The sequence below is a fragment of the Hoeflea sp. AS60 genome, assembly GCF_038900115.1.
Classification (GTDB): domain Bacteria; phylum Pseudomonadota; class Alphaproteobacteria; order Rhizobiales; family Rhizobiaceae; genus Hoeflea.
This window is the reverse complement of record NZ_JBBMQP010000001.1, coordinates 35,444-58,725: the sequence shown is the minus strand read 5'-3', so window position 1 is coordinate 58,725 and position 23,282 is coordinate 35,444. Positions and strand designations below refer to the sequence as shown.

The window sequence follows — 23,282 nt, the reverse complement described above, 5'->3', positions numbered from 1 at the left end:
GGCGCGCAAACGCCCCGTTTTTTATATGGTTTGCCAAAGGCGTTTGCAGCCTAGGTTGGCAGCTCTTTGATCACTTCATGTGATGCTTTGCTGCAGAAAATGTCATCGGTCGTTCCGTTGTGCGCCACGCTGCCTGATGGCATGCTGGTCGCCATGATGAGTGATATCAACTATCCATTGATACTGACTGCCGCGTTTCTTGCGACCGCAAGCCCAGGGCCGTCGACGCTTGCGATTGCAGGGACTGCGATGGCTCACGGACGCAGTCAGGCTCTCGCTTTGGTGGCTGGAATTATCTGCGGCTCCTGGAGCTGGTCGGTGGCAGCAGCGCTTGGTCTTGGCGCGGTCATGCAGGCCAATGCATGGGTTTTTGAGGTCCTGCGGTACTTTGGTGCCGGGTATTTGTTGTTCCTCGCTTACAAAAGCGCTCGCAGCGCCGTCTCGCCCGGCGAAGCAAAGCTTCGTTCGGTTTCGGCAGGAAGCTATCGCGGTGCCTATGGCAAGGGTCTTGCGATGCATTTGACCAACCCGAAAGCCATCCTGTTTTTCGGGGCGCTTTTTTCGGTCGGCGTTCCTGTTTCCGCTTCGCCTCTGGAGATTGCATCAGTGGTTGGTGTGGTCGGGTTGCAGAGCCTCTTTGTCTTTATGACCTATGCTTTGCTCTTTTCCAAAGGGCGGGTTGTTGCCATATATCTTCGTCTCAGACGGTGGTTCGAGGGGGTGTTCGCACTGGCCTTCGGTCTTGCCGGGCTAACGCTTCTGACCAGGCGGCTCTGACCGCAAAACGTCCTGTCCTTGGCATGTCTGGCGATGAAAACTGCCCGATTCCCAAGGGTAGTTGTGCATTTGCGGGTCAAATCACGCCATTTCGTATTTACATGTCGTTAACGTTTGGAGCGCACCCTGATCATCAGACATGCCACTTCACTCCTCCCAAGAACGGCATGACGGATGAGGGCGGCGAAAGCCGCCCTTTATCTGTCTACGGGTCTGATCAGGCCTTATGGGTTTTCAAGAATTCACCCACCCTCGACATTGCTTTTTCGATGTTATCGTCCGAATTGGCGCACGACACCCGGATGTAGCCCTCGCCAAGAATGCCGAAGTCGGGGCCGCCGATCAGTGCCACTCCTGCCTCTTCGAGCAGAGCACTTGCGAGCTTCTTGGCTTTCCAGCCGGTAGCCGAGATGTTGGGGAAGGCATAGAATGCGCCCTTGGGCAGGATGCAGGAGACGCCGGGCAAGTCATTTAGCAGGTCCGTCACCAGCCGGCGTCTGCGGTCGAAGGCAGTCAGCATTTCGGTCACGGCATCCTGCGGCCCATCAATGGCGGCAATGCCGGCAAACTGCGAGGGCGCGTTGACACACGACCAACAGTTGACTGCCAGTTTGCGGACATAGCCGATCAGGCTATCTGGCCAGATTGACCAGCCCATGCGCCATCCGGTCATGGCCCAGGTCTTGGACCAGCCATTGAGAACGATCAGCCGGTCGCGGATTTCGGGATAGGTCAGCAGTGAGGTGTGCTGTTCGTCATCGTAAGTCATCACGTCATAGATTTCATCGGACAGAATAGCGACCTGAGGGTGGGCTGCAAGGCCGGCGACAAGCTTGTCGATCTCGGACTTCGGTGTGACGCCGCCGGTTGGGTTGGCCGGCGAATTGAGAATGAGCAACCTCGTCTGAGGCGTGATCAACGCCAGCGTTTCTTCCGCGGAGAAGGCAAAGGCGTTCTCTTCGCGCATCGGGACAGGAACAGGTCTTGCTCCGACGTGCTCGATCATTGAGCGGTAGATCGGAAAGCCGGGATCCGGATAGAGGATATCGACACCCGGTTCACCAAGCAGACGGATCGCGGCGTACATGGTTGGTTTGCCACCGGGCATGATCATCACGCTGTCAGGCGATATTTCAACGCCGGTCATGGAATGTGTTCTCCGGCACACTGCCTCTCGGGTCTGCAGCAGACCATTTGCCGGGGTGTAACCGTGGTGCCCGTCACGCAGAGCCTTGACCGCTGCATCGACGATATGGACTGGGGTTTTGAAATCCGGTTGCCCGATGCCGAGGTTGATTATGTCCCGACCCTGGTTGGCAAGATCGGTGGCGCGCGCGAGAACGGCGAAGGCATTCTCTTCACCGAGACGGTCAAAGGCTGCAACTGGATGGATCATCATATTTTCCTGGCGACGGTGGTTGTTTTGTCTGATGAACTCATGTCCTATCCCGGCGCGAATTTCAATTCAGGTGGCATCAATGCGTGATTTGACGAAGTGGACGGCGCGGCCCGCGCCGGAGGGTTTCTCCTCGACGGGGCGGTATGTCATGATTGAAACGTTCGATCGTGAAATTCACGAAGCGGCTCTATGGGAGGCCCTCGGCGGCCCCGGCATTAGCGAACTGATCCAGTATTTTCCCAATGGGCCTTATGAAAAGCCCAGCCAGCTCGGTGATTGGTTGTCAGTCAATGCGAAGACAGGGATGGTCGTAAATATAGTCCGCAGCCGCAAAACGGGCGATATCGTCGGCATGGCGTCCCTGATGCGGCCCGATCCGGCAAACGGTGTGGTCGAGGTTGGCTCGGTCGCCCATGGCGCGGCAATGGCGCGGTCGCCGATGTCAACTGAAGCGCATTATCTATTGGCGCGGCATGTGTTTGAGGATCTCGATTACAGGCGCTACGAGTGGAAGTGTCACAATGAGAATGGCCCTTCGAAGATTACGGCCATAAGGCTAGGCTTTCAGTTCGAAGGCGTTTTCCGGCAGCATATCGTTTCCAAGGGCGGCAATCGGGATACGGCCTGGTTTTCGATGATCGACAGCGAATGGCCCGCGCTCAAACAGGCTTTTGAAGCTTGGCTTGAGCCGTCCAATTTCGATCTCGACGGACGGCAGAAAAGACGTCTTGAGGATATAAGGGCAGCGCAGGAGTGATGGATCTTCGCAGAGCTGCAATAAGTGACCGGGCGCGTGTCGAGGCGTTCCAGCGGGCTGCCTACGCACGGACTGAAGCCATTGTCGGCGCACGGGCGATCCCGCTTGAATGGGACTATGGCAAGATCCTGGAAGAGTGCGAAGTCTGGTTTGATGAAAGCGGCGGTTCACTCAAAGGCGTTCTCATCCTGCGCGTCCTTAGGGAGGTTCTGTTCCTTGAATCGATCGCCACAGCACCGGAAACCGCTGGTTCGGGAACGGGGCGCTTGCTGCTTGAGGCGACATTCGAGCGGGCGCGGGAACTCGGATTGAACCGGGTCGGATTGATAACCAATAGCCTCAATCCGGCGCTCTCATGGTACAAGCGGATAGGTTTTATGGTGGACCAGGAAGACGTCCGTCCAGGGCGCAGTGTCATCCACATGTCGATGCCTGTTCCGGAAGCTTGAAAGATCCGGCCGCAGCAAATTGAAGGTGGCGGGGAACCCTTAGCGTAGCCACAGGTGTTGCAGTGACTGTGAAAAGGCTTATCTGGTGCATGATCGCCGATTGCAAAGGAACAGACCCATGAGCGAACCGACCACATCAAACCGCTCGTCCGCGATCGCCGCGGCGTTGATTCTCGGCGGAACCGGGCTGGTTTTCTACTACATGCCATCCATGATGATGTCCCTGTCGGAGATATCACCCTGGCTGTCCTATGCGGTTGCGATTTTCTTCGTCCTGGCATTTTTTGCTGTCTTCTGGTTGCGCGGCAGAAGTCAGCGCAAAAATAAAGACATACCCGAGTAGAGGCTTCAGGCTTGCAAGGACGCAGCTAGCAATAGCAATCCGAGTGCGAAAACCGTCGCTGCGCCCAGAATTTCAATTGCAGTGCCGACCATGCCGCCCATCGAGGCGCCAGCCAGGCGCACTGCAGCGCCTTTTGCCATAACCGCCAGGGTTGCCAGGGCAGACACCGTGATCGCGGTGCCGAGCGCCATCGCGAAGGCTGAGACAATTCCAGCTATCCAGAGCCCGTTCAACATAGAGAACGTGAGCACGATAAGAGCGCCGGAGCAGGGCCTCAGGCCAACTGCGATGACAGCACTCCAGGCTTCACGCACACTGAAATCACGACCCGAGATCAGCTTGGGATCAGGCAGATGAGCGTGACCGCATGTCGCGCAGACTTCTGCGTGGTTGTGAGCGTGATGCCCATGCCCATGTCCATGATCATGATCATTATGAGCGTGGCTGGCGGCGTGCTGATGTTCGTGATGGGCGTGGACATGCCCATGAGCAACGTTCAGTGCCGGGCTGGTTCGCAACGAGAGCAATTTCCGGCTGAGTAGCCAGAGCCCAAAAGCGGCGATCAGCGCATAGCTGGCGATTTCCATGAAATGTGTGGCCTCAGTCATGGAAATCGAAAGGCCGCGCAGCAGATAATAGGCGACGCCAACCACAGTCACCGCAGTCAGTGCCTGCAGCATCGACGATATCAGTGCGAGAACCACGCCACGTTTCAGCGCCACTTCATTGGCGATCATGTAAGAGGAAATCACGGCCTTGCCGTGGCCGGGCCCTGCCGCATGAAACACGCCATAGAGAAAAGACAGGCTAACCAGTCCCCACATTTGCCAAGGGTCGGAGCGCATGGCTTTCAGGGCGCCCGTCAGGGACCGGTAGAATGCCTGTTGCTGCTGATTGACCCATAACAGGAACGACCCGCCAAACCCGGTTGGAGTGATGGTCGGCTCGGCTGCGCCGATGCCGAGGGATGATTGTGCATGGGCCACGCCAGCAATCAGGACACATGAAATGGATGCGGCCAGGATCAAGCGCTTGGAGACGGTATTCATTTGCAATCGAGCTCCAGCCGTGTGGCGAACAGTTTTGAAAGGTCACTGCTTTCCGTCGTTTCAAAGAACGCTTCGGTCAGGGACGCCTGGTTCTGGGCGATGACCTCATCAGGGTCCGGTCGCACCACATTGCGCGCGCAATGCGTGGCTGAGCTGCCTGTCACCATCATGTCTTCATCGTTGATGAAATCGAGTGCTGCATACATGGTTGGGTCAAACACACCGACGGCAATCTTCCCGTTCAGAGGAATTTCCTTTTTCGGGACCACCGCGAAGAACATCAGCAACTGTCCGTCCTGGTAATCGACCTTGATGGGTTCAGTTAATGAAATTTCCGCATCCTCACCATTGACGGTGATGTTGATGTAGTAATCGAACTCAGCCAGCGACTGGGTGACCATGTCGCTGATGTTTGCGAGTTCAGTTGCATCGAGCTTGAGATCGGCGTTCTCGTCAAAATCCAGGATGACGCTCGAAGAGAAGACCTCGTCGAACCGCCAGACGTTGCGCAGTTCGGTTACTCGCCCGTCAGCCGAGGTATCAATCTCGAGACGCGCTTCCGCAAACACATGGGGATGGGCTGATGCTGCGGTTGGCAACAGCATGCCCGCAACTGCAGCCATGACAGGTAGTCGCCACATCATAGGTGTGCTCATGGTTTGCCGATCCGTTTTTATCGTTCGATGCGTTCCCGTGGCACCGAATATGGACCAAATTTCGGCGCGCACCAGATGGCGCGACAATTGGAATCAGTGCGCTGTCTTGAACCACTGGGTCAGGTAATCGACAAACGCGCGAACCTTGGCCGGCAGGTAGCGACGATGCGGGTAGATTGCATAGATTCCCCGGTCGTTCGTGGTGAATTCCTCGAGAATAGGCACGAGCGTGCCGTTCGGTTGACGTTCCTTGAAAATGAAGTCAGGCAGTATGGCAACGCCAAGGCCAGCCTCGGCCGCGCGCATGGCGGTGAGTGGGCTGTTGACCTCAAGTCGACCATGAACGGTTACGCTGATCGCAGAGCTATCTGGACCATCAAAACGCCAGTTGTTGAGAAACCTGCCATTGGTGTCGATAATGCAGGGAATGTCGGAAAGTTGGGACGGGTGGGTGATCGGACCGTGTTTTTCCAGAAATTCAGGAGATGCGCAGGGCATCAGCGAAAAAGCCGATAGCTTGCGTGCGATCAGGCCTGAATCCTCGAGCTTGGTGATGCGGATCGCCACATCATAGCCTTCCTCGACGAGGTCGACAAATCGGTCATCCGAGATGATTTCGAGTATGATATCCGGATGGGCGGCGGCAAAATCGATTAGCGATCGGCCAATGGCAGCGTCTGCGAACGTGCGCGGGGCAGAAACACGGATCCGGCCCTTGAGGTCGGTTGAGCCTTCGCGCACGAGATCCGCGAGGTTGTCTATTTCCTTGAGGATGTCGGAGGCGGTGCGATAGTAGGTGTGACCAGCCTCGGTGAGTGAAAACTGCCGAGTGGTGCGATTGAGCAGCAAGGCACCAAGATCGTCTTCAAGCTCGCGGACATATTTTGACAGAAGCGCCTTGGAACGACCGACCTTGCGTGCGGCGGCGGAAAACCCTTCGGCTTCAACCACATCGATGAAAGCGCGAATCCTGGTCAGTGTATCCATGAAAGGCTGGTCCTTCGTATCCGCGTCTGACCGATTCAGGCGCCGGTATCGTAGTGATATATCGAACAGTTACCGGATATTCGTTCAGAGATATGTTTTTTCAAGAGGGGATTGAGAAAACACTTGATTGCGACAAGCGAAAATCCTAAATCGCGTCTGCCCAAAGTCGCACGTGCCTGTGGGTGTCCGCCGACCCTCGAATGGTGAGGAATCGGTAAGGTACCTGGAACTAACCCCTCCAGTCGTTTCTCCGGCCAACCGGTTGAGCGAGGACATCTTGAAGCAACGACGGTGCGGGCCTTTCTGGTGTCTGCCGGCTTTCCAACAGCCGGGGTTACTGAAGAGGCACACCTTCATTGCTGGAAGTGCGGTCGGGTTCTCCCTCCAATCCAAGGCAGACATGAGCGGATCAATGCCTGGCAAGGCGTGGTCCATCAACGCATCAAGCGTTCATTCTGTTCTCCGGTTCCTCCAAAGGCCGGGTCTGGAAGTGGCCGTACGATGCTCTGTCTTGATTTGGCCCTGATACCGGGCCGGGAACGGAGCAACCGATGACATCCGATGTCATGATTTCCAATGAAACCTGCTTCGTCATCGATAACGAAGCAGAGTTTGATGTGCCTGCACGTGAAGCACTGCTGGACCGCGCAATGGGGGTGGATCGCCGGCGCAAGAGTTCTGAAAAGCTTCGCCGCGGCAGGTTGCCGTCACCGGGACTGGCCTTTGTTGCACGCAATGGTGCAGCTCAGGTTATCGGCAGCGTGCGGCTGTGGGATGCCGCGGCGGGGGACAAGGCGCTGCTTTTGCTTGGCCCGCTTGCGGTCAACGCTACCGCTGAAGGCCGAGGCATCGGCTCCGCGCTGATGCAGCATGCCATCGCTCAGGCCAAGGATTCCGGTCATGGGGCGATCATTTTGGTGGGTGATGCGCCCTACTACGAGCGGTTCGGCTTTTCAGCTGAAAAGACCTGTGGCCTGATGATGCCTGGACCTGTCGAGCGCCATCGTCTGCTGGGCCTGGAGCTGGTTGAAAACCATCTCGAAGATGCGTCAGGCTTGCTGGTCGCCTCAGGCCGCCAGGCAATGAAGGGCGGATTGCTCCGCGCTGCGCGCAGGATGGCTCAGGTCGCCTGAGCGGATCCGGTTATTTGACGGACGCCGCAATAGCGTCGACTGATCGCAGCGACAGGGCCGCAATGGTCAATGTCGGATTGGCCGTTGCCGATGTCGGGAAGGTTCCGGATCCGAGAAGGAACAGATTGGGATGGTCGAAGCTGCGCAGGTCGGCGTCGACGACGGCGCTTGATGCATCAGCGCCCATCCGTACCGTGCCGATAATGTGCCCAGCACCCTGAACGTCCGGCGAGTGCTGAATATTCTTCGCGCCCAGCGCCTGAAACACCTCTTCATGCGCTTTTTCCGCAGCCTTCAGGCCTTCGCGGGTGTAGTCGTCGAAATCATAGCGGATGCGCGGCAGCGGAACACCGTTGGCGTCGCGCTTTTCGGGATCAAGCGTCACGCGGTTTTCGGCGTCAGGTGACTGTTCAACCAGTGAAGCAAGCCTGATCTGGCGTGATGTCGCATCCTTGATTGCCGCGTCGAGCTCTTCTCCGCGCAGACCTTGAGAGGCAAGAGCGGAGGCGGTTGACGTCGGCGCGCCTGTCGGCCAGCTGTGGCCATCATTGCCGATCTCGATACGGAAAGCACCACGATCCTTGCGGAAATCGCCGTCACGAAGGTTTTCAATGCCAGAGGTTGCAAGCGGGCCGCGATAGGGCCAGACAGGTTCTGCAGCTTCTGCCCAACTCAGACGCGAGGGATGATCCATCAGATTGCGTCCGACCTGGTCGGAGCTGTTGGCCACACCGTTTTGCGCCTTTTCCTGCGCCGAATTCAGCAGCAGGCGAGGTGTTTCAAGAGCATGAGCCGCAACGATCACGACCTTGCCGGAGGCCGTTCCTGTGGTTCCGTCGGCACGGCGGAAATCGACAGACGTGATCCGTCCGTCGTCCCCAACATTGAGTTTTGTGGCTGTGGTCTCGGAATGCACGGTAGCCCCCGATTTCTCGGCCAAAGCGACATGGACGGTAGCGTCATATTTGGCCTGGATCGGGCAGATCGGGATGCAGGAATTGTTGCCGCAGCATTCCGGGCGATCCTCACGGTAAACCGAGTTTCTGCCCTGTGGAGTTGATCGGACGTGATAGCGAGTATCGTCCAGTGCCGAGGCAAAATGCTTGTCGAGGTAGGTCATGGGAATTTCCGGCATCGGATATTCTCCGGAACGTGGCGAGCCGAGATCTTCGGCAGAGTTGCCGGCCACACCGATCTCGTTTTCAGCCGCTAGATAAAATGGCTCCAGATCGTCATAGCCAATAGGCCAGTCGACACCGTGCCCGTAGAGCGTCTTCAATTTGAAATCGGAGGGAAGATTGCGCAGCGTTGTTCCGAGCCAGTGCCAGGTGGTTCCGCCGACAACCTTGATGTAGGTGGACTTGAACAGCTCGGGGCCTTGCTGCTGATAGAAGTCCTCAATGCGATGGGTCAGGGGATGGGACGCGGTTGGGTCGTTGGGGTAAGCCGATTCCGGCACCTTGATCTTGGCGTTCCAGAACTTCTCAACCGCGGCGTATCTTTCTATCCGCTTGCCGGATTCGAGAAAGGCGACTTTCAATCCTTTCGCCGCCAGCTTTGCGCCGGCAATTGCACCGGCCACGCCGGTTCCGATGATGAGAATGTCTGCAGAGATGTCATTGGCCATGGTGCTGGCTCCCGGAAAACGAATTTTTTGGTCAAAAGACTTGGGGTGGAGAGACAGGGGCTTAGCCGGCTGGAGGTTCGGCCCAGTACCCTGTCTCTCCACCGCAATAGCCCATAGGCTTGGTGAAGCTCATCGCCTGCCACATCAGGGCGTCGGTGTAGGTGATCACCTCGCCGCTTTCCGGGTCGGGCGAGACGCCGCTGTACCAGGCTGCGACAATGGCATTTCCCATTTCCTTGTCTTCGGACCCGTCAGCAAGCGCCGCGATACCGTCACTCTTGCCGACTGCCTCGAACGCCTTCAGCATCTTCTCGGCCAGGTCGGGGGATAGATCCGGCTTGTTGGTCAGTTTTTTGGAGAGCTCAAGGAAAGCGTCGGTATCGATTGTGGCGGCTGAAACCTTGCCGGGCCACCCCGCGAACGCTGCCAGCGCCAGTGCCGAGCCGCCGATGAGCATGCTGCGTCTGTTGGGAGAAAAGCCGCTGGTGGGTTTCGCTTGGGTCATTATCGGTTCCTTGCAAATCTACTCCCCAACGAACGTCCTCCCGAATGGTTCCGATTTTTTGGTTTATCCCCAACAGCCCTTATGCCGATGCTGCCCGTGCTGCCGATTGACAAGCAGCTCATGCGTACCTATTTGAGCGTCTTCGGGTCTGGAGTCCCGGCCGTCCGCAGGCCTTGTGCCATGGTGAAGTCTCCAGCTTTCAAGCAGTCACCTCCATGATGACATGCCAGACAGTGGAATGCGGGCACCCCTTCTAAACAGCATGTCATGACAGGAGAACTGCCATGCGTGATCACACGCCACTGCCAAATTTGAGCACCTTGAAAGATCAGGCGCGCCGTCTGAGAACCCGGCTTGAAGCCAATGGCAACACCATAGGCCATTCCAAGGCGCTGGAGCTGATTGCCGCTCAATACGGATTTAATGACTGGAACACACTGCATGCCGCGCTGGGCAACCGGCCCGGGCCGGAAAGTCTGGGGCCTGGTTCACGCGTAAACGGCGCTTATCTCGGCCAGCCCTTCGCAGGCCGGATTGTGGGTATCCAGGCTCTGACTTCGGCTCCGGGGCATTACCGGGTCGCTGTGGATCTCGACGAAGCTGTCGACGTTGTTACCTTCGACAGCTTTTCCGCCTTCCGCAAGCGGATCAACGGGACCATTGGCAGGGATGGGTCTAGCCGCGAACGGACGTCAAACGGCCGGCCGCAGCTGGAGTTGTCCTGGTCGTAACCGGGGTGGCTGTTATCCGGCGATGTCGACAACACCACAGTCGCCTGCTTGCGATCCAAACGCGAGCAGGCGACCTGGCTTGTTCCAAGCTATTGCAGTGATAGGTCCTTTGCCAGGCCGCCGCAGCAGGGCTTCCTTGCTGTCGGCAATGCGGACGGCGAGAACCATGCCGTCGCCGAAACCGATGGCGACAAGATCCTCGACTGGATGGCATGCAACGCATGTGACAAGCGTGTCTGCGCGCTGGCCGAGCTCAAGCGGGGCCTTGCCCATCGGGCCATCCTTGGCCGAGAACGGCCAGACGATCGCTGATGGCGCACCAGAAGAGGCGAGCCATTTGCCCTTGTTGGACCACGACAGGGATTTGACCTTGGCCGGATAGCCGGTCATGCGCATGTGGCGCTGTTCGCTGCCCGGTTTGCCATCGAGCTTCCAGCCATGCAGCGCATTTTCCTGCATGGCAGTGACCAGAAACCGTCCATCAGGGCTGAACATCACCTGATTGTGGGCGCCTTTCCATTCGAAATCGACTGCTGGAGCGCTGCCGTGGACGAAGGTGAGCGATACGCCATTGTAGCGCGCCATTGCCAGCCGCAGGCCTTTCGGCGCGAAGGCGAGGCCCTCGATCGTGCGGGCCTCCTCGAAGGTCCGTTCGGTTCCGTCGGTGAGCAGCACCGTGGCCTGACGCCCATCGGCGAAAGCGATGGCGCCCTGCGGCCCTGCGGCAATGGCACTGACCCATTTGCGTGTAGGTCCGCGCGCAATTGTCTCGGTTCCATCGGCATCAAGCCGCATCACCTTGCCGTCTTCGCCGCCGGTGATCAGGCTCTTGCCGTCCCAACTGACGGCAGTGGCAAGCAAGCCATCATGCATCTCGTGGTGGTGGGTTCCGTGGTCAAGGCGAACAACCTGTCCGGAAACGAGTGCGAAATACGGAACGTCGTCCAGAAATCCGGTTGCAAGGCAATGGTCATCGAGATCGATGGGCGCGACTGTTGGCATGATACGGCGTCCCTCAGGCTTGGCAGGCGAGGAAGGTTCGCTCGAGCTTCTCGCGGTCAAGTTCACGGCCGATGAAGACGATCCGGCTTTCGCGCTTTTCGCCCTCTTTCCATGCCCGCTGATGGTCGCCCTCGACAATCATGTGCACACCCTGGATCACGTAGCGATCGGCGTCACCTTCAAATGCGATGATACCCTTGAGGCGCAGGATATTGGGACCTTCAAGCTGTGTGATCTTTTCGATCCACGGGAAGAATTTCTTCGGGTTGACCGGGCCAGCGCGCAACGAAACCGACTGGATCGTGAGATCGTGAATGGCCGACGGTTCGGCGTGATCGTGATGGCTGTGACCGTGATGATCGTGGTCATGGCCGTGGTGATGATGGCCGTGATCATGGTCATGATCATGATCGCAATCCGGGCCGCAGGCATGGTCGGGGTGATCGTGATCAAGGAAATGCGGATCATTCTCAAGCGCGCGGCTGAGATCAAAAGCACCCCGGTCGAGCACGGCATCAAGGGCCACTGCGGCCCGTTCGGTGCGATGAATTCGCGCTGATGGGTTGATGGCGCGCACGGTGCGTTCGACCGATTCTAGCTCTTCCGGTGTCACCAGATCGGTCTTGTTCAAAATCACAACGTCGGCAAAGGCGATCTGATCCTCCGCTTCGCGGCTGTCCTTGAGCCGGGCAGGCAAATGCCTTGCGTCGACGAGTGCGACGACTGCGTCGAGTCTCGTCTTTGCGCGAACGTCCTCGTCCATGAAGAAAGTCTGGGCTACCGGTACTGGATCGGCAAGGCCCGTGGTCTCGACGATGATGGCGTCAAACCGGCCAGGGCGACGCATCAGGCCTTCGACAACGCGGATCAGGTCGCCGCGCACTGTGCAGCAGACGCAACCATTGTTCATCTCGTAGATTTCCTCGTCGGATTCCACGATCAGGTCGTTGTCGATCCCGATTTCGCCGAATTCGTTGACGATCACCGCGTAACGCTTGCCGTGCGGTTCGGAGAGAATTCGGTTCAGGAGGGTTGTCTTGCCGGCACCCAGATAGCCGGTCAGGACTGTCACGGGGATGGGGGCCACGGGTGTGGGAACTGGCGCTTCGCTCATCGGATCTCTCAGTCAGGAAGGTGTGTTTGAACCCCATATAGGCGTTTCGCGTGGCTTATGCCACTCACAAGGAAATGATGTGCTGCGCCAGAGCCAGGCCGGATTGATGTGCCGCTTCGGCACGACCGCCTATACACCAGTCGCCGCAGGCAAACAGCGTATTCCCCGAATTGCCGAAGAAGGGTTGATCCAGCGGAGTTTCCGCCAGCGCATAGAGCCAGCGATGAACCTTACAATGCACGGGCGCGGGCAAATGGTCGCCAAGTCCGGTCTGTTGCCGCAGTGCGCTCACCATCGCTGATTTGACGGTATCTGGATCATTCTCGATGTGCGCGCGGCTCCACTCTGGCGTCGCATGGATCACAAAGGTCTCGCCGTCTCTGCCGGGTTTGGAGCCGTTGCGCGCAATCAGCGAAAGCACATCACCCTCTTTACCGCGCGTCAGGTCCAGCAAGTCATTCAAACGGCTCTCGAACGCCAGCATCGCAGACCAACAGGGAGCCATGCTGACCTCTTGCAACTTGAGAAAAACGGGATCAAGCGGAACGAGCAGATCCATAGCCTGTGGCGCGGGAATAGCTGCAACAATCCTTGATGCTGCGTAGATCGCCTTCTCTCCAGCGGGATCTTGGGTGTGGACAACGAAGCCGCCATCCTCACATGCAATCTCTGTCACCCGCGTTTCGAAGCTGATGTCGAGGCCCCGAGCAAGCGCTTTGCCAAGGGTCGACATGCCTGGCTGCCCAACCCACCATGGACGGGAACTGCCCTTTCCGGCAGGGCTCCAAGGCGCCAGTTTGCCAGTTTCGGAGAGTTGGTTCAGCAGTGCGGTGAACGCGGGGGTGCGGCTGGTCAGATATTGCGCGCCGTGATCGAAACTGCCGAAATCGCTGAGGCGGGTCGAAAGCCTTCCGCCAGGAGATTTCGATTTCTCGAGGATCATCACCTTGCCCGGATGCCCAGAGAGTTCCCGCGCCAGCGTCAGGCCAGCCAGTCCGGCGCCTATGATCAGAGTATCGACTTCATTCATCGCAATACCTAATCCAGCTCGCTTACGTCGAAGTTCGCCATGTCAGTGAGCAATTCGGTCAAGCCGTTTACCGCGTGTGCCAGCAGAGCTTCGCCTTTGCTGGCCGATGCCTGACTTGCCTTGCCAGCGGCGCCTTGTGAGTTGAGATCAGACATTTTCCAGCCGAAAGCATGCGGACCATAGGCACGAAGATGCTTGAACTTCAGGGCATATTCAGCCTGGCGGGAAGGGAAATCCTCAAGCGCCTCCAGGCGGACCAGCTCCGGGTGGATGGCGAGCATCACCGAGGTTTCGATGTCGCCGGCATGGATGTCGAGGGCCTTGTCTTCGGGTGGAATGATTTCGGCCGGCATGCCAAACCGGGTCCAGCTTGTGGCAACCACGAGCATGTTGAACCTGACCCGGGCTTCGGTGGCGACAATCGTCAGGAGCGGCGAGTTGCCACCATGAGCGTTCAGCAGCATCAGACGGCGGGTTCCATGCTCGGCACAGCGCGCGGCAATATCAATCCAGCGGTTCACGGCCTCATCGAAGCCAAGGGTTCGCGTGCCTGACACATCCATGTGTTCGATAGAATAGCCGATTGATTCGACAGGCAGCGGTACGGCGTCAACGTTGGCTGGAGCAGCAGCACAAAGCCGCCGAGCCACTTCCTGAGCGATCAGTGTGTCGGTCTCAAATGGCAAGTGTGGTCCATGCTGCTCATGGGCGCCCAGCGGGAGTATGGCGATGGATATGGGTTGTGTGGGCATAGGGTGGTTATTCCGCTCAGGCCTTATTAGAGTTTGAACCCTAGGGTGATGGAACAAAGGCCGCAAGAAGGAGCTGTCCATGTCCGCCAAAAAGAAAAACAAGAGCAAGACGACGAAGAAGGGCGATCATGCAGAGGCGCTTTCGATGATCAATCAGGTTGCGCGCAACACAAGGACCGCCTTGTCGCGCCATCTGCTGGATCTTGGCCTCTATGCCGGTCAGGATGGCGTCATGCTGGCGCTGGACGTGAAAGACGGTCAGACGCCGGGTGCAATTGCAGCGGCCCTCGGGGTAAAGGCACCCACTGTCACAAAGACCATCGGTCGTCTTGCTGTGCAAGGATTTTTGCGACGTGAAGGCTCGCCCGATGATGGGCGGATGATGTTGGTGTTCTTGACTGATGAGGGGCGGGACCAGATCAAGTCGATCCGAAAATCTCAACGCAAGACGGAAAAAACCGCGTTCGCAGGGTTGAAGAAAAAGCAGGTGGCTCAGCTCCTCGAACTGCTTTCAACGGTGGACGCCAACATATCAGCGAGTCTGCGGTCCGACCCTGTTCCGATGGCTGAAAAGAGTGCCGTGACAGATGCAATGGAGCCGCAAAAGGAAAACTCTTCGGTTGTTGATGGTGTGCCAGAGGACGCTGATTGATTGCCAGCCCGATTTAAACCTTTTAGATTTGTTTAATTGTTTGAATCGGGGCGAGGTGCTCCGCTGGGGGAATTGGGATTTGGCGCAGAAGATCAAACTATCAACGATTGCGGAGGCCCTGGGCCTTTCAACGGCAACGGTTTCTCTCGCATTGCGTGACAGTCCGCTCGTGGCGGATGTGACGCGGGATCGCATCAAGGAAAAGGCCATCGAGCTTGGCTATATCTACAATCGGCGTGCAGCGTCGCTGAGAACCTCACGGTCGGGCATCATTGGCGTGGTCGTGCATGATATCATGAACCCGTTTTATGCCGAGATCCTCAAGGCGATCGAAACTGAGCTCGATCGCAGCCGGCAGACCTTCATCCTGTCCAATCACTACGATTCGGTCGACAAGCAGCGCAATTTCATTGAAACGCTGCTTCAACTCGGCGGCGATGGTGTGATCATGTCGCCGGCGATCGGAACGCCGGCATCCGACATCCGGCTTGCCGAGGACAACGGTATGCCGGCAATCCTGATCGCACGTTCCGTGCCCGAGATCGATGTGCCAACCTTCCGCGGCGATGACACTTACGGAACAGCTCTTGCCACCAACCATCTGATCAGCCTCGGGCATACCCGTATCGCCATGATTGGTGGGACCGACCACACGTCGACGGGACGGGATCGATATGCGGGCTACGCCAATGCACTGAAAAAGGCCGGCATTGAAGTTGATCCGGCACTCAGGATCCCGGGCCCGCGGACCAAGCAGAGCGGATTTGAAGCGGCTGTGAATTTTCTCGCCAACCCGCTCAAACCGACGGCCGCGGTGTGTTGGAACGATCTGGTGGCCATCGGCTTGATGAGTGGCATCGCACGGGCGGGCCTCGTGCCTGGAAAGGATATCTCGGTGACTGGTTATGATGATCTTGAAGAGGCGGCCATTGCAACGCCGGCGCTGACCACTGTCTGGAACGGACAATCTGAAGTCGGTCGTTATGCGGCCCGGGCACTGCTCGACAAACTCAATGGATCGAGCGAAGCCAATGGTCTGCATCTGATCAAACCGGAAATGCGAATCCGGCAATCGACTACGCCACTCAATCCGGGAGCTGGCCGATGAGTGCGCTGCGTCCCGTAGTTCTTCTTGCCGGGCGGGTTCATCCGCGGGTCAGGGAGCGCGCCGAAGTCGAGTTTGATGCCATTTCTATCGATGCTGCCGATGCCGGGCTTTTGAATGACGAAACACGCTCACGTATCAGAGGTATTGCCGCTGCGACTGCCATATCGGCGGATTTCATCGATTCTTTGCCTAACCTCGAAGTGATTGCCAATTTTGGTGTCGGCTATGACTCCGTAGACGCAGCGCATGCAGCGACACGCAAAGTGATGGTCACGAACACGCCGGACGTGCTGTCTGATGAAGTTGCGGACACGACCGTAGGCCTGTTGCTGAACACATTGCGCGAACTACCGAAAGCCGAGGCCTATCTCCGTGCAGGACGCTGGGCAGCCGAAGGTGCTTACCCGCTGACGTCCTTGACACTGCGGGGTCGGACTATCGGCATTTTCGGGCTTGGGCGGATCGGTCTGGCAATAGCAAGACGTCTGGAAGCATTCGGCCTTCCAATTCATTACCACACAAGAACCGAGCGATCGGATGTCGCTTATCCGTGGCACGCGAGCCTGATCGAACTGGCATCAGTGGTCGATACATTGATCGTTATTGTTCCGGGCGGGGCTGCGACAGAAAAGGCCGTGAATTCCGATATTCTGGGCGCGCTTGGTCCGCAAGGCGTTCTGATCAGTGTCGGACGGGGCTCGACGATCGACGAACCGGCGCTCATTGCAGCACTTGCAGATCGGACAATTGCCGCTGCGGGCCTTGATGTCTTTGCGCACGAGCCGAATGTGCCGCAAGCGCTGATGGATTTGCCAAATGTCTGTCTGTTGCCCCATGTTGCTTCGGCATCGGTGTCGACCCGTAACGGGATGGCTGATCTGGTGGTGGACAATCTTGGCGCGTGGCTTGCAGGTCGCCCGGCGCTGACGCCGGTTCCCGAGTGTACAGGTTTCGATCGCTCAGGCACATAACAAGGATGGCGGCGTCAGCCCACGAATGAGCTGATCCTGTTGTGACCCAGGTCCAGCGGTGATTGCGTTAAAATTGCCGCCTCTGGTGAAACGTCTCGGCTCATGGGTCTCTACTCGGCTGCTGCGGCCGGACGAGCGTGGTGTGCACGGACAGCATCACCGAAGGCGGCAAATATCTTGTCTGAAATCGTGTCGCTGCCGACCCAGTATTCAGGGTGCCATTGTACGCCGATGGCAAAGCCGGGCGCTCCGATAACGCTGACAGCCTCTACTGTACCGTCGTCTGCAACAGCCTCGACCGCCAGCCGCGGCGCAAGCTTGGAGATCGCCTGCCGGTGCAGCGAATTCACTCTCACGTCCCCGTCTCCCAAAATGGATGCGAGGCAGCTGCCTTCCTTGACCTTGATCGAATGCCGGATGGCAAATGCCGCATCCCTGTCTTCGGTTTCAGGCTTGCGATGATCCATTCGTCCGGGAAGTTCCTGGATCTCGGTCGCGAGCGAACCACCTAGTGCAACATTGAGCTCCTGAATTCCGCGACAAATGGCCAGCATTGGAATGCCGCGTTCGATAGCCCGGCGAATGAGCGGCAGAGTGAGCTGGTCGCGAGCGGGATCAAACGGACCGTGATGTTCCGTTTCGTCTTCTCCATAATTGCTTGGATGAACATTGGTACGAGACCCGCTGATCAGAACGCCGTCGACGCGGTCCAGCACCATGTCGACATCGGTTCCTTCACTCAGGGCAGGCACTATCAGCGGCAGAACATTCGATCCCCTGACGGCAGCCATGATGTACTGATCGGGAGCTGCGTGCCATGTATATCCATCAAATTCCCGGATATCTGCCGGTATTGCGACTAGTCCGCTATGCATCGCCCAATTTCCTTGATTTGACCGGCCGCTTTCCAGCGACGCTCTTCATTGGTTTTTGCGTTTCATGAGATCTTTGTCAATTCCGGCAGCGGTCGCGCAGTCCAAGAAAATGATGAATATTTTTACTTGAATTTGATGGGCTTACAACTGGCAAGAAAAATTGACCATTGCCGCTGAAATTGCCGTCTTGAGCTTGAAAGGGCTGACGCAACATGGTTAGGTCAAACCCATGTCGTTGGGGTGTATTTGGTGGACAAAACCCTTGCCTCGCGGCGTTAGTTCAACTGGGAGGTTTTTATGGATCGTCGTTCCTTTATCAAAAAGGCTGGGGTAGCCGGTGCAGGTGCTGCAGCCGCGACCACTCTGGCCGCTCCGGCCATTGCGCAGACAATGCCGAAAATCACGTGGCGTTGTTCTTCGGGTTTCCCGAAAGCACTCGACACAATCTATGGTGCTGCCGAAGTTTTTGCGCAGGCCGTTAATGAATCCACTGATGGTAATTTCGAAATCCAGGTCTATGGCGCTGGCGAAATCGTTGGCGCGCTGGAAGGCGCAGACGCGGTTCGCGATGGCACCATCGAAATGGCGCATACTGCTTCGTACTACTTCTTCGGCAAGGACCCTACCTGGGCATTCGGCACCGGCGTTCCTTTCGGTCTCAACCAGCGCATGACCAATGGCTGGCTCTACGAGGGCGGCGGTCTTGATCTTCTGAACAATGATTTCTACGCCAACAACGGCATGATTGCTTTCCCTGCTGGTAACACCGGCGCCCAGATGGGCGGTTGGTTCCGCAAGGAAATCAACACCGTGGCTGACCTTCAGGGCCTGAAATTCCGCATCGGCGGTTTCGGTGGTCGTATCATTCAGGAAGTTGGCGTTGTTCCGCAGAACATTCCTGGCGGCGACATCTATGCTGCGCTTGAAAAGGGTACCATCGATGCGGCCGAGTTTGTCGGTCCATATGATGACTCCAAGCTTGGCTTTAACAAGGTTGCTCCTTACTACTACTATCCTGGTTGGTGGGAAGGCGGCGTGACGCTGATGAACCTCATCAACATCGACAAGTGGAACGAGCTGCCGAGCAACTACAAGGGTATCGTGAAGTCGGCTTCTGCGCTTGCCAACAGCGTGATGATGGCTCGTTACGACACCTTGAACCCGCCAGCGCTCAAGAAGCTCGTATCGGAGGGCACCAAGCTCCGTCCGTTCAGCCTCGAGATCCTGGAATCCTGCTTTGCTGCAGCCAACAAGGTCTATGCTGAAATCGGCGCCGAGAACCCGACCTTCAAGAAAATCCATGACAGCTACATGGGCTATCGCGGCGACGGCTACCTCTGGTTCCAGCTGTCTGAATACAACATGGACACGTTCATGATGATCCAGCAGCGCGGCGGCAAGCTCTAAGCTAGTCCCACGTCAAACTGAGCCTTCAAGGCCCCGGAGCTGAAAAGTTCCGGGGCTTCTCTGTATGCGGATTGGTTTGTCTTTGGCTGGAGCGTTCGTGGTCAAGCCATGCAAATAGGCTCAAGTCGGCATCGGCTTTACCTTGCCAAGGTGTTGACCGGGCGCATCAAAGCAGTTTGCAGGAGGGTCACGCCTCCATATTGGCTTAGTGAATAAGCCAGAATGCCTCGACAGTTGCCGCCAGGAAGTGAGTTTCGGGAGTCTTTCTCGTGCAATTGCAGATGCAAAAAAGCCGGCAGATATACCGCCGACTTTTCTTCAGATCATGGCTCAATAATGCCTAGGTTTTATTGGCTTGGATCAATCGAACTTCGGTAACCCTGACGCACCGCCAGGAGCCGGAAGGCCTCCAGGCGCAGGCAGTGCCCCATCGTTTGCTGGTGCCGATGGTTCGCCAAAGCTCGGCATTGCAGGCATGCCGTTGTCCGATTCGCCCATACTCGGCGTGCCGGGCAAGCCAAAGCCGCCGTCGAGACTCAGGCCGGAACCTGGCAAACCAAATCCGCCACCGCCGATGTTGTTGATCTCCTGATTGATGTCGCTTTGATCCATCATCAATGGTTCCGTCTTGTAGTGTGTTACAAGCCCTGGGAAGGCGATCAAAATTCCCAGCATAACGACCTGTATGATGATGAACGGCAATGTTCCGGTGTAAATCGCCTTGGTCGAAATCGGCTCAATCATCCGATCCGTGGTTTCATCATGCCAGGCTTTCATCGGTGCAACCGAACGCAAGTAGAACAGCGCAAACCCGAATGGTGGCGTGAGGAAGCTGGCTTGAAGGTTGAATCCCAGCAGGACGCCAAACCAGATCAGGTCGATGCCAAGCTTTTCGGCAACCGGGGCCAGCAATGGAACCATGATGAAGGCGATCTCGAAGAAATCGAGAAAGCAGCCCAGAATGAAGATAACGATTGAGACGGTGATCAGAAAGCCGATCTCTCCACCTGGCAGCGCCAAGAGCAGTTCTTCAACCCAACGGTCACCCGAGATGCCATAAAAGGTGAGAGCGAACACGCGCGCACCGATCAGGATGAACATCACAAAGGTTGCCAGTTTTGCGGTTGAATCCAGCGCCTGGAGAAGGGTTCTCTTGTCCAGGCGGCCCTTCATGATCGACATGATCAGCGCGCCGGTTGCTCCCATCGCGCCACCTTCAGTGGGCGTTGCGATGCCCAGAAAAATGGTGCCGAGAACCAGGAAAATCAGTGCCAGTGGCGGGATCAGGACAATCACGACCTGCTCTGCCATTTTGGACAGATAGCCCAGGTTCATCTTTCGGTTGAGAAGCGCAAATGCGTAGGGAAGGATCGTTGCAACAAGCGCTGACCAGACGACGCGGGTCTCATAGCGCAGTTGATCGAACACGTAGAAGTCACATACCAGGAACAGGGCTACCGCGGTTGCGAGAATAATGATCAGCGAGCGGCCGCCGCTGCCCAGTGGCCGCGCTTCGGGCGGCAGGGCAGGCACCCATTCCGGCTTGATCAGGGTGATTGCAAATATGTAGGCGCAATACATGCCGACGATAATCATCGCCGGGAAAAAGGCGCCGACATACATGTCGCCAACCGACCGGCCGAGCTGATCGGCCATCACGATAAGGACAAGAGAGGGCGGAATGATCTGCGCGAGCGTTCCAGATGCGGCGATCGTGCCGGCAGCGAGGCCGGGGTGGTAGTTGTACCGCATCATGATCGGCAGCGAGATCAAGCCCATTGCGATCACGGACGCCGCTACAACACCAGTGGTGGCTGCAAGCAGTGCGCCGACGATGATAACGGCAAATGCCAGGCCGCCACGGAGCGTTCCGAAAAGCTGGCCAATGGTATCAAGCAGATCCTCTGCCATGCGTGACCGCTCGAGAATCAGCCCCATAAAAGTGAAGAACGGAATCGCCAGCAGCGTGTCGTTGCGCATGACGTCGAAAACGCGATTCATATTGGCCTGAGCCAAGGGCCAGAACAGCCGGATCTCCGGTGAAATATGGCTGAGTTCGACGCCGACAATAAAGAAATACATGCCACCAGCGGCAAGCGTGAACGCAACCGGGTAGCCGATCAGCAGCATCGCCATGACGGTGATGAACATGATCGGTGCAAGATTGTGGGCAATAAAATCAAGCATCGGTGCGGCCCTTCATGTCGGAGGCAGCCTCGACCTGTGGCGGCATGGAATGATCGTGGCCGATCTCCTCTTCCATGAGTCCTCGAATGATGGCAATGCGCTTGATGATCTCGGACACAGCCTGAGCTGTGAGCAAAATGAAGCCCAGAAGGATGCTCGCCTTGGCCGGCCAGATGATGAGACCACCGGCGTTGCTGGACATCTCGCCGGATTGGAACGAGCGCCAGAAAAATGGCCACGCGAGGTAGGTCATCATCAGGCAGAAGGGAAGCAGAAACAGGAAGTGGCCAAACAGGTCGATCCAGTCACGCGTGCGCTTGGAAAGATTGCCCGCTATAACGTCAATTCGGACATGCTCGTTCTTGCGCAACGTGTAACCTGCGGCGAGCATGAAAACCGCGCCAAACAAGTACCACTGGACTTCCAGCCAGGCGTTTGACGACATGTCGAACACCTTGCGGATTGTTGCGTTTCCAGCGCTGATCAACACGGCCGCCAGCACCAGCCAGGACACATTGCGTCCGACAAACTCATTGATCCGGTCGATAAACCGGCTCAATGCCAAAAGACTACCCATATTGCCCTCCCGGTGATTTCACCTCCGTTTGAAAGGAGTGTGATCAACCATGGTTCCCATTTCGCACTATCCATATCATTTGCATAATGCTGCGCCAGCCCATATCAGGAAAAACACAGGAAATGCAACGAGTGGTGCATTAATTTTACCAGTTAGGCGAACTGCCGATGGTGGCAACAACCACTGACTGCGGCTATAGCTTTGGTCGGGTACAGCAAAAAGAGGTTCACAGTGCGAGCAAGTGAGTTGTTTGATGTTTCAGGCGAGATTGTGCTGGTGACCGGTGGCGGTACCGGGATGGGGTTTGCCATGGCCCGGGCGCTGGCGATGAATGGTGCCAAGCTGGCGCTTGCGGGCAATGATCCTGAAAGCTTGCAGACAGGTGTAAACACGATTGCTGAGCTCGGTGGCGAAGCGATTTCCGTGCCGCTGGATGTGTGTAGGGATGATATGATTGGCGATGCTTTTGACCGGGTCGAGGCGGCGCTTGGGCCGGTCAGCGTCCTCATCAACAATGCAGGCATTGCTCACCGCGACAAAGCGACCCATCTCACGCGCGAAACGCTTCGTGATGTCATGGCCGTCAATGTGGAGGGGGCGTTCATGGTTGCGCAGGAGGCCGCCCGGCGCATGATTCGTGACGACCGTGGCGGCTCGATCATCAACATCTCGAGTGTTCTGTCTGAAATGGCGCAGCGTCAGGTTTCGGCCTATGGCGCATCCAAGGCAGCCGTAAGCCAGATGACAAGATGCCTGGCGCTTGAATGGGCGAAGCACGGAATAAGGGTAAATGAAATCCGGCCCGGCTGGTTTGAAACCGGTCTGACGGCGCCCTTTCTGAAGGGACCCGGGGCCAAATTCATGGCCGGTCAAAACCCTACGGGACGGCTTGGCGACATGCATGATCTTGACGGCATAGTGCTGCTGCTGGCCTCAAAAGCGAGTGCCTACATGACGGGTAGTTCGATTACTGTTGATGGGGGGCATTCGATCTGACGCTGAATCGGTCGCGCAAGAGGGTGCTGGCGACAGATAGTTTCGTCTCATGCGGGTTGCCAACCATCTGATTGCGCAGTCCTGGTTATTGAATGAAATCGATTGACCGCTGCGCCGACTGGGCCAAATATCATTGCAAAGGTAACGGGTCGGGAGAATGCCCGTGATCGGTTCCGGATCAGTCTTGATCCGGGCCAG

The 23,282-nt window shown here is 57.1% G+C and carries 24 protein-coding genes; 11 read left to right on the top strand and 13 right to left on the bottom strand.

Annotated features, from left to right (window positions below; genetic code table 11):
• Positions 1-99: 99 nt before the first annotated feature.
• Positions 100-777 (top strand): LysE family translocator, encoded by a 678-nt coding sequence (locus tag WNZ14_RS00240; protein ID WP_342866612.1) that lies wholly within the window; start codon positions 100-102, stop codon positions 775-777.
• A 217-nt stretch (positions 778-994) separates the two neighbouring features.
• Here the strand turns inward: WNZ14_RS00240 and WNZ14_RS00235 are convergent, their stop codons facing one another.
• A complete protein-coding gene (locus WNZ14_RS00235; protein ID WP_342866611.1) occupies positions 995-2,173 on the bottom strand; it encodes a pyridoxal phosphate-dependent aminotransferase in 1,179 nt (392 codons plus the stop codon).
• A gap of 82 nt (positions 2,174-2,255) precedes the next feature.
• Between WNZ14_RS00235 and WNZ14_RS00230 the strand changes: the two genes are divergently transcribed.
• From WNZ14_RS00230 to WNZ14_RS00220, 3 genes are all read left to right on the top strand, one after another.
• Entirely contained in the window at positions 2,256-2,933 is a 678-nt protein-coding gene (locus WNZ14_RS00230; protein ID WP_342866610.1) for a GNAT family protein, read from the top strand.
• On the top strand, positions 2,933-3,382 hold the full coding sequence (locus WNZ14_RS00225; protein ID WP_342866609.1) for a GNAT family N-acetyltransferase: 450 nt from the start codon (positions 2,933-2,935) through the stop codon (positions 3,380-3,382). Before WNZ14_RS00230 ends, WNZ14_RS00225 begins: the two co-directional genes overlap by 1 nt.
• A gap of 118 nt (positions 3,383-3,500) precedes the next feature.
• Positions 3,501-3,725, top strand: coding sequence for a hypothetical protein (locus WNZ14_RS00220; protein ID WP_342866608.1), 225 nt, complete (start codon positions 3,501-3,503; stop codon positions 3,723-3,725).
• A gap of 5 nt (positions 3,726-3,730) precedes the next feature.
• Here WNZ14_RS00220 and WNZ14_RS00215 read toward each other — a convergent pair whose 3' ends face one another.
• The 3 genes from WNZ14_RS00215 to WNZ14_RS00205 form a co-directional block, all read right to left on the bottom strand.
• A complete protein-coding gene (locus WNZ14_RS00215; RefSeq protein WP_342866607.1) occupies positions 3,731-4,774 on the bottom strand; it encodes a nickel/cobalt transporter in 1,044 nt (347 codons plus the stop codon).
• On the bottom strand, positions 4,771-5,430 hold the full coding sequence (locus WNZ14_RS00210) for a DUF1007 family protein (RefSeq protein WP_342866606.1): 660 nt from the start codon (positions 5,428-5,430) through the stop codon (positions 4,771-4,773). The genes WNZ14_RS00215 and WNZ14_RS00210 overlap by 4 nt, the downstream gene beginning before the upstream one ends.
• Before the next feature lie 93 nt (positions 5,431-5,523).
• Positions 5,524-6,417, bottom strand: a complete 894-nt coding sequence (locus WNZ14_RS00205) for a LysR family transcriptional regulator (protein ID WP_342866605.1) — start codon at positions 6,415-6,417, stop codon at positions 5,524-5,526.
• A gap of 566 nt (positions 6,418-6,983) precedes the next feature.
• Between WNZ14_RS00205 and WNZ14_RS00200 the strand changes: the two genes are divergently transcribed.
• Positions 6,984-7,550: an N-acetyltransferase gene (locus WNZ14_RS00200; protein ID WP_342868468.1), complete on the top strand. Its 567-nt coding sequence runs from the start codon at positions 6,984-6,986 to the stop codon at positions 7,548-7,550.
• 10 nt (positions 7,551-7,560) lie between these two features.
• Here WNZ14_RS00200 and WNZ14_RS00195 read toward each other — a convergent pair whose 3' ends face one another.
• Together WNZ14_RS00195 and WNZ14_RS00190 are read right to left on the bottom strand one after the other, a co-directional pair.
• Entirely contained in the window at positions 7,561-9,177 is a 1,617-nt protein-coding gene (locus WNZ14_RS00195; RefSeq protein WP_342866604.1) for a GMC family oxidoreductase, read from the bottom strand.
• Between the two features lie 61 nt (positions 9,178-9,238).
• Positions 9,239-9,682, bottom strand: coding sequence for a sugar dehydrogenase complex small subunit (locus WNZ14_RS00190; RefSeq protein ID WP_342866603.1), 444 nt, complete (start codon positions 9,680-9,682; stop codon positions 9,239-9,241).
• Between the two features lie 284 nt (positions 9,683-9,966).
• Between WNZ14_RS00190 and WNZ14_RS00185 the strand changes: the two genes are divergently transcribed.
• Positions 9,967-10,413 carry a glyoxalase superfamily protein gene (locus WNZ14_RS00185; protein WP_342866602.1) on the top strand — a complete coding sequence of 149 codons (447 nt, stop codon included), beginning with the start codon at positions 9,967-9,969 and terminating at the stop codon, positions 10,411-10,413.
• A 12-nt stretch (positions 10,414-10,425) separates the two neighbouring features.
• On the opposite strand, the gene WNZ14_RS00180 is transcribed toward WNZ14_RS00185, so the two are convergent.
• The 4 genes from WNZ14_RS00180 to WNZ14_RS00165 form a co-directional block, all read right to left on the bottom strand.
• Positions 10,426-11,415, bottom strand: coding sequence for a WD40 repeat domain-containing protein (locus WNZ14_RS00180; protein ID WP_342866601.1), 990 nt, complete (start codon positions 11,413-11,415; stop codon positions 10,426-10,428).
• A gap of 13 nt (positions 11,416-11,428) precedes the next feature.
• Positions 11,429-12,529 (bottom strand): GTP-binding protein, encoded by a 1,101-nt coding sequence (locus tag WNZ14_RS00175; RefSeq protein WP_342866600.1) that lies wholly within the window; start codon positions 12,527-12,529, stop codon positions 11,429-11,431.
• A 64-nt stretch (positions 12,530-12,593) separates the two neighbouring features.
• Positions 12,594-13,559 (bottom strand): FAD-dependent oxidoreductase, encoded by a 966-nt coding sequence (locus tag WNZ14_RS00170; RefSeq protein WP_342866599.1) that lies wholly within the window; start codon positions 13,557-13,559, stop codon positions 12,594-12,596.
• An 8-nt stretch (positions 13,560-13,567) separates the two neighbouring features.
• Positions 13,568-14,311 (bottom strand): creatininase family protein, encoded by a 744-nt coding sequence (locus WNZ14_RS00165; protein WP_342866598.1) that lies wholly within the window; start codon positions 14,309-14,311, stop codon positions 13,568-13,570.
• A 73-nt stretch (positions 14,312-14,384) separates the two neighbouring features.
• Here WNZ14_RS00165 and WNZ14_RS00160 point away from each other — a divergent pair, with 73 nt between their 5' ends.
• From WNZ14_RS00160 to WNZ14_RS00150, 3 genes are all read left to right on the top strand, one after another.
• Positions 14,385-14,963 carry a MarR family transcriptional regulator gene (locus WNZ14_RS00160; RefSeq protein ID WP_342868467.1) on the top strand — a complete coding sequence of 193 codons (579 nt, stop codon included), beginning with the start codon at positions 14,385-14,387 and terminating at the stop codon, positions 14,961-14,963.
• A gap of 79 nt (positions 14,964-15,042) precedes the next feature.
• Positions 15,043-16,071 carry a LacI family DNA-binding transcriptional regulator gene (locus WNZ14_RS00155; RefSeq protein WP_342866597.1) on the top strand — a complete coding sequence of 343 codons (1,029 nt, stop codon included), beginning with the start codon at positions 15,043-15,045 and terminating at the stop codon, positions 16,069-16,071.
• A complete protein-coding gene (locus WNZ14_RS00150) occupies positions 16,068-17,042 on the top strand; it encodes a 2-hydroxyacid dehydrogenase (protein WP_342866596.1) in 975 nt (324 codons plus the stop codon). The genes WNZ14_RS00155 and WNZ14_RS00150 overlap by 4 nt, the downstream gene beginning before the upstream one ends.
• 110 nt (positions 17,043-17,152) lie before the next feature.
• Here WNZ14_RS00150 and WNZ14_RS00145 read toward each other — a convergent pair whose 3' ends face one another.
• Positions 17,153-17,917 (bottom strand): gamma-glutamyl-gamma-aminobutyrate hydrolase family protein, encoded by a 765-nt coding sequence (locus WNZ14_RS00145; RefSeq protein ID WP_342866595.1) that lies wholly within the window; start codon positions 17,915-17,917, stop codon positions 17,153-17,155.
• 297 nt (positions 17,918-18,214) lie between these two features.
• On the opposite strand from WNZ14_RS00145, the gene WNZ14_RS00140 reads away from it, so the two are divergent.
• Positions 18,215-19,324, top strand: coding sequence for a TRAP transporter substrate-binding protein (locus WNZ14_RS00140; protein WP_342866594.1), 1,110 nt, complete (start codon positions 18,215-18,217; stop codon positions 19,322-19,324).
• A gap of 360 nt (positions 19,325-19,684) precedes the next feature.
• On the opposite strand, the gene WNZ14_RS00135 is transcribed toward WNZ14_RS00140, so the two are convergent.
• Positions 19,685-21,511: a TRAP transporter large permease subunit gene (locus WNZ14_RS00135; RefSeq protein ID WP_342866593.1), complete on the bottom strand. Its 1,827-nt coding sequence runs from the start codon at positions 21,509-21,511 to the stop codon at positions 19,685-19,687.
• Positions 21,504-22,088 carry a TRAP transporter small permease subunit gene (locus WNZ14_RS00130; protein ID WP_342866592.1) on the bottom strand — a complete coding sequence of 195 codons (585 nt, stop codon included), beginning with the start codon at positions 22,086-22,088 and terminating at the stop codon, positions 21,504-21,506. Before WNZ14_RS00130 ends, WNZ14_RS00135 begins: the two co-directional genes overlap by 8 nt.
• A gap of 231 nt (positions 22,089-22,319) precedes the next feature.
• Here WNZ14_RS00130 and WNZ14_RS00125 point away from each other — a divergent pair, with 231 nt between their 5' ends.
• Positions 22,320-23,084 carry an SDR family oxidoreductase gene (locus tag WNZ14_RS00125; RefSeq protein ID WP_342866591.1) on the top strand — a complete coding sequence of 255 codons (765 nt, stop codon included), beginning with the start codon at positions 22,320-22,322 and terminating at the stop codon, positions 23,082-23,084.
• Positions 23,085-23,282 lie beyond the last annotated feature (198 nt).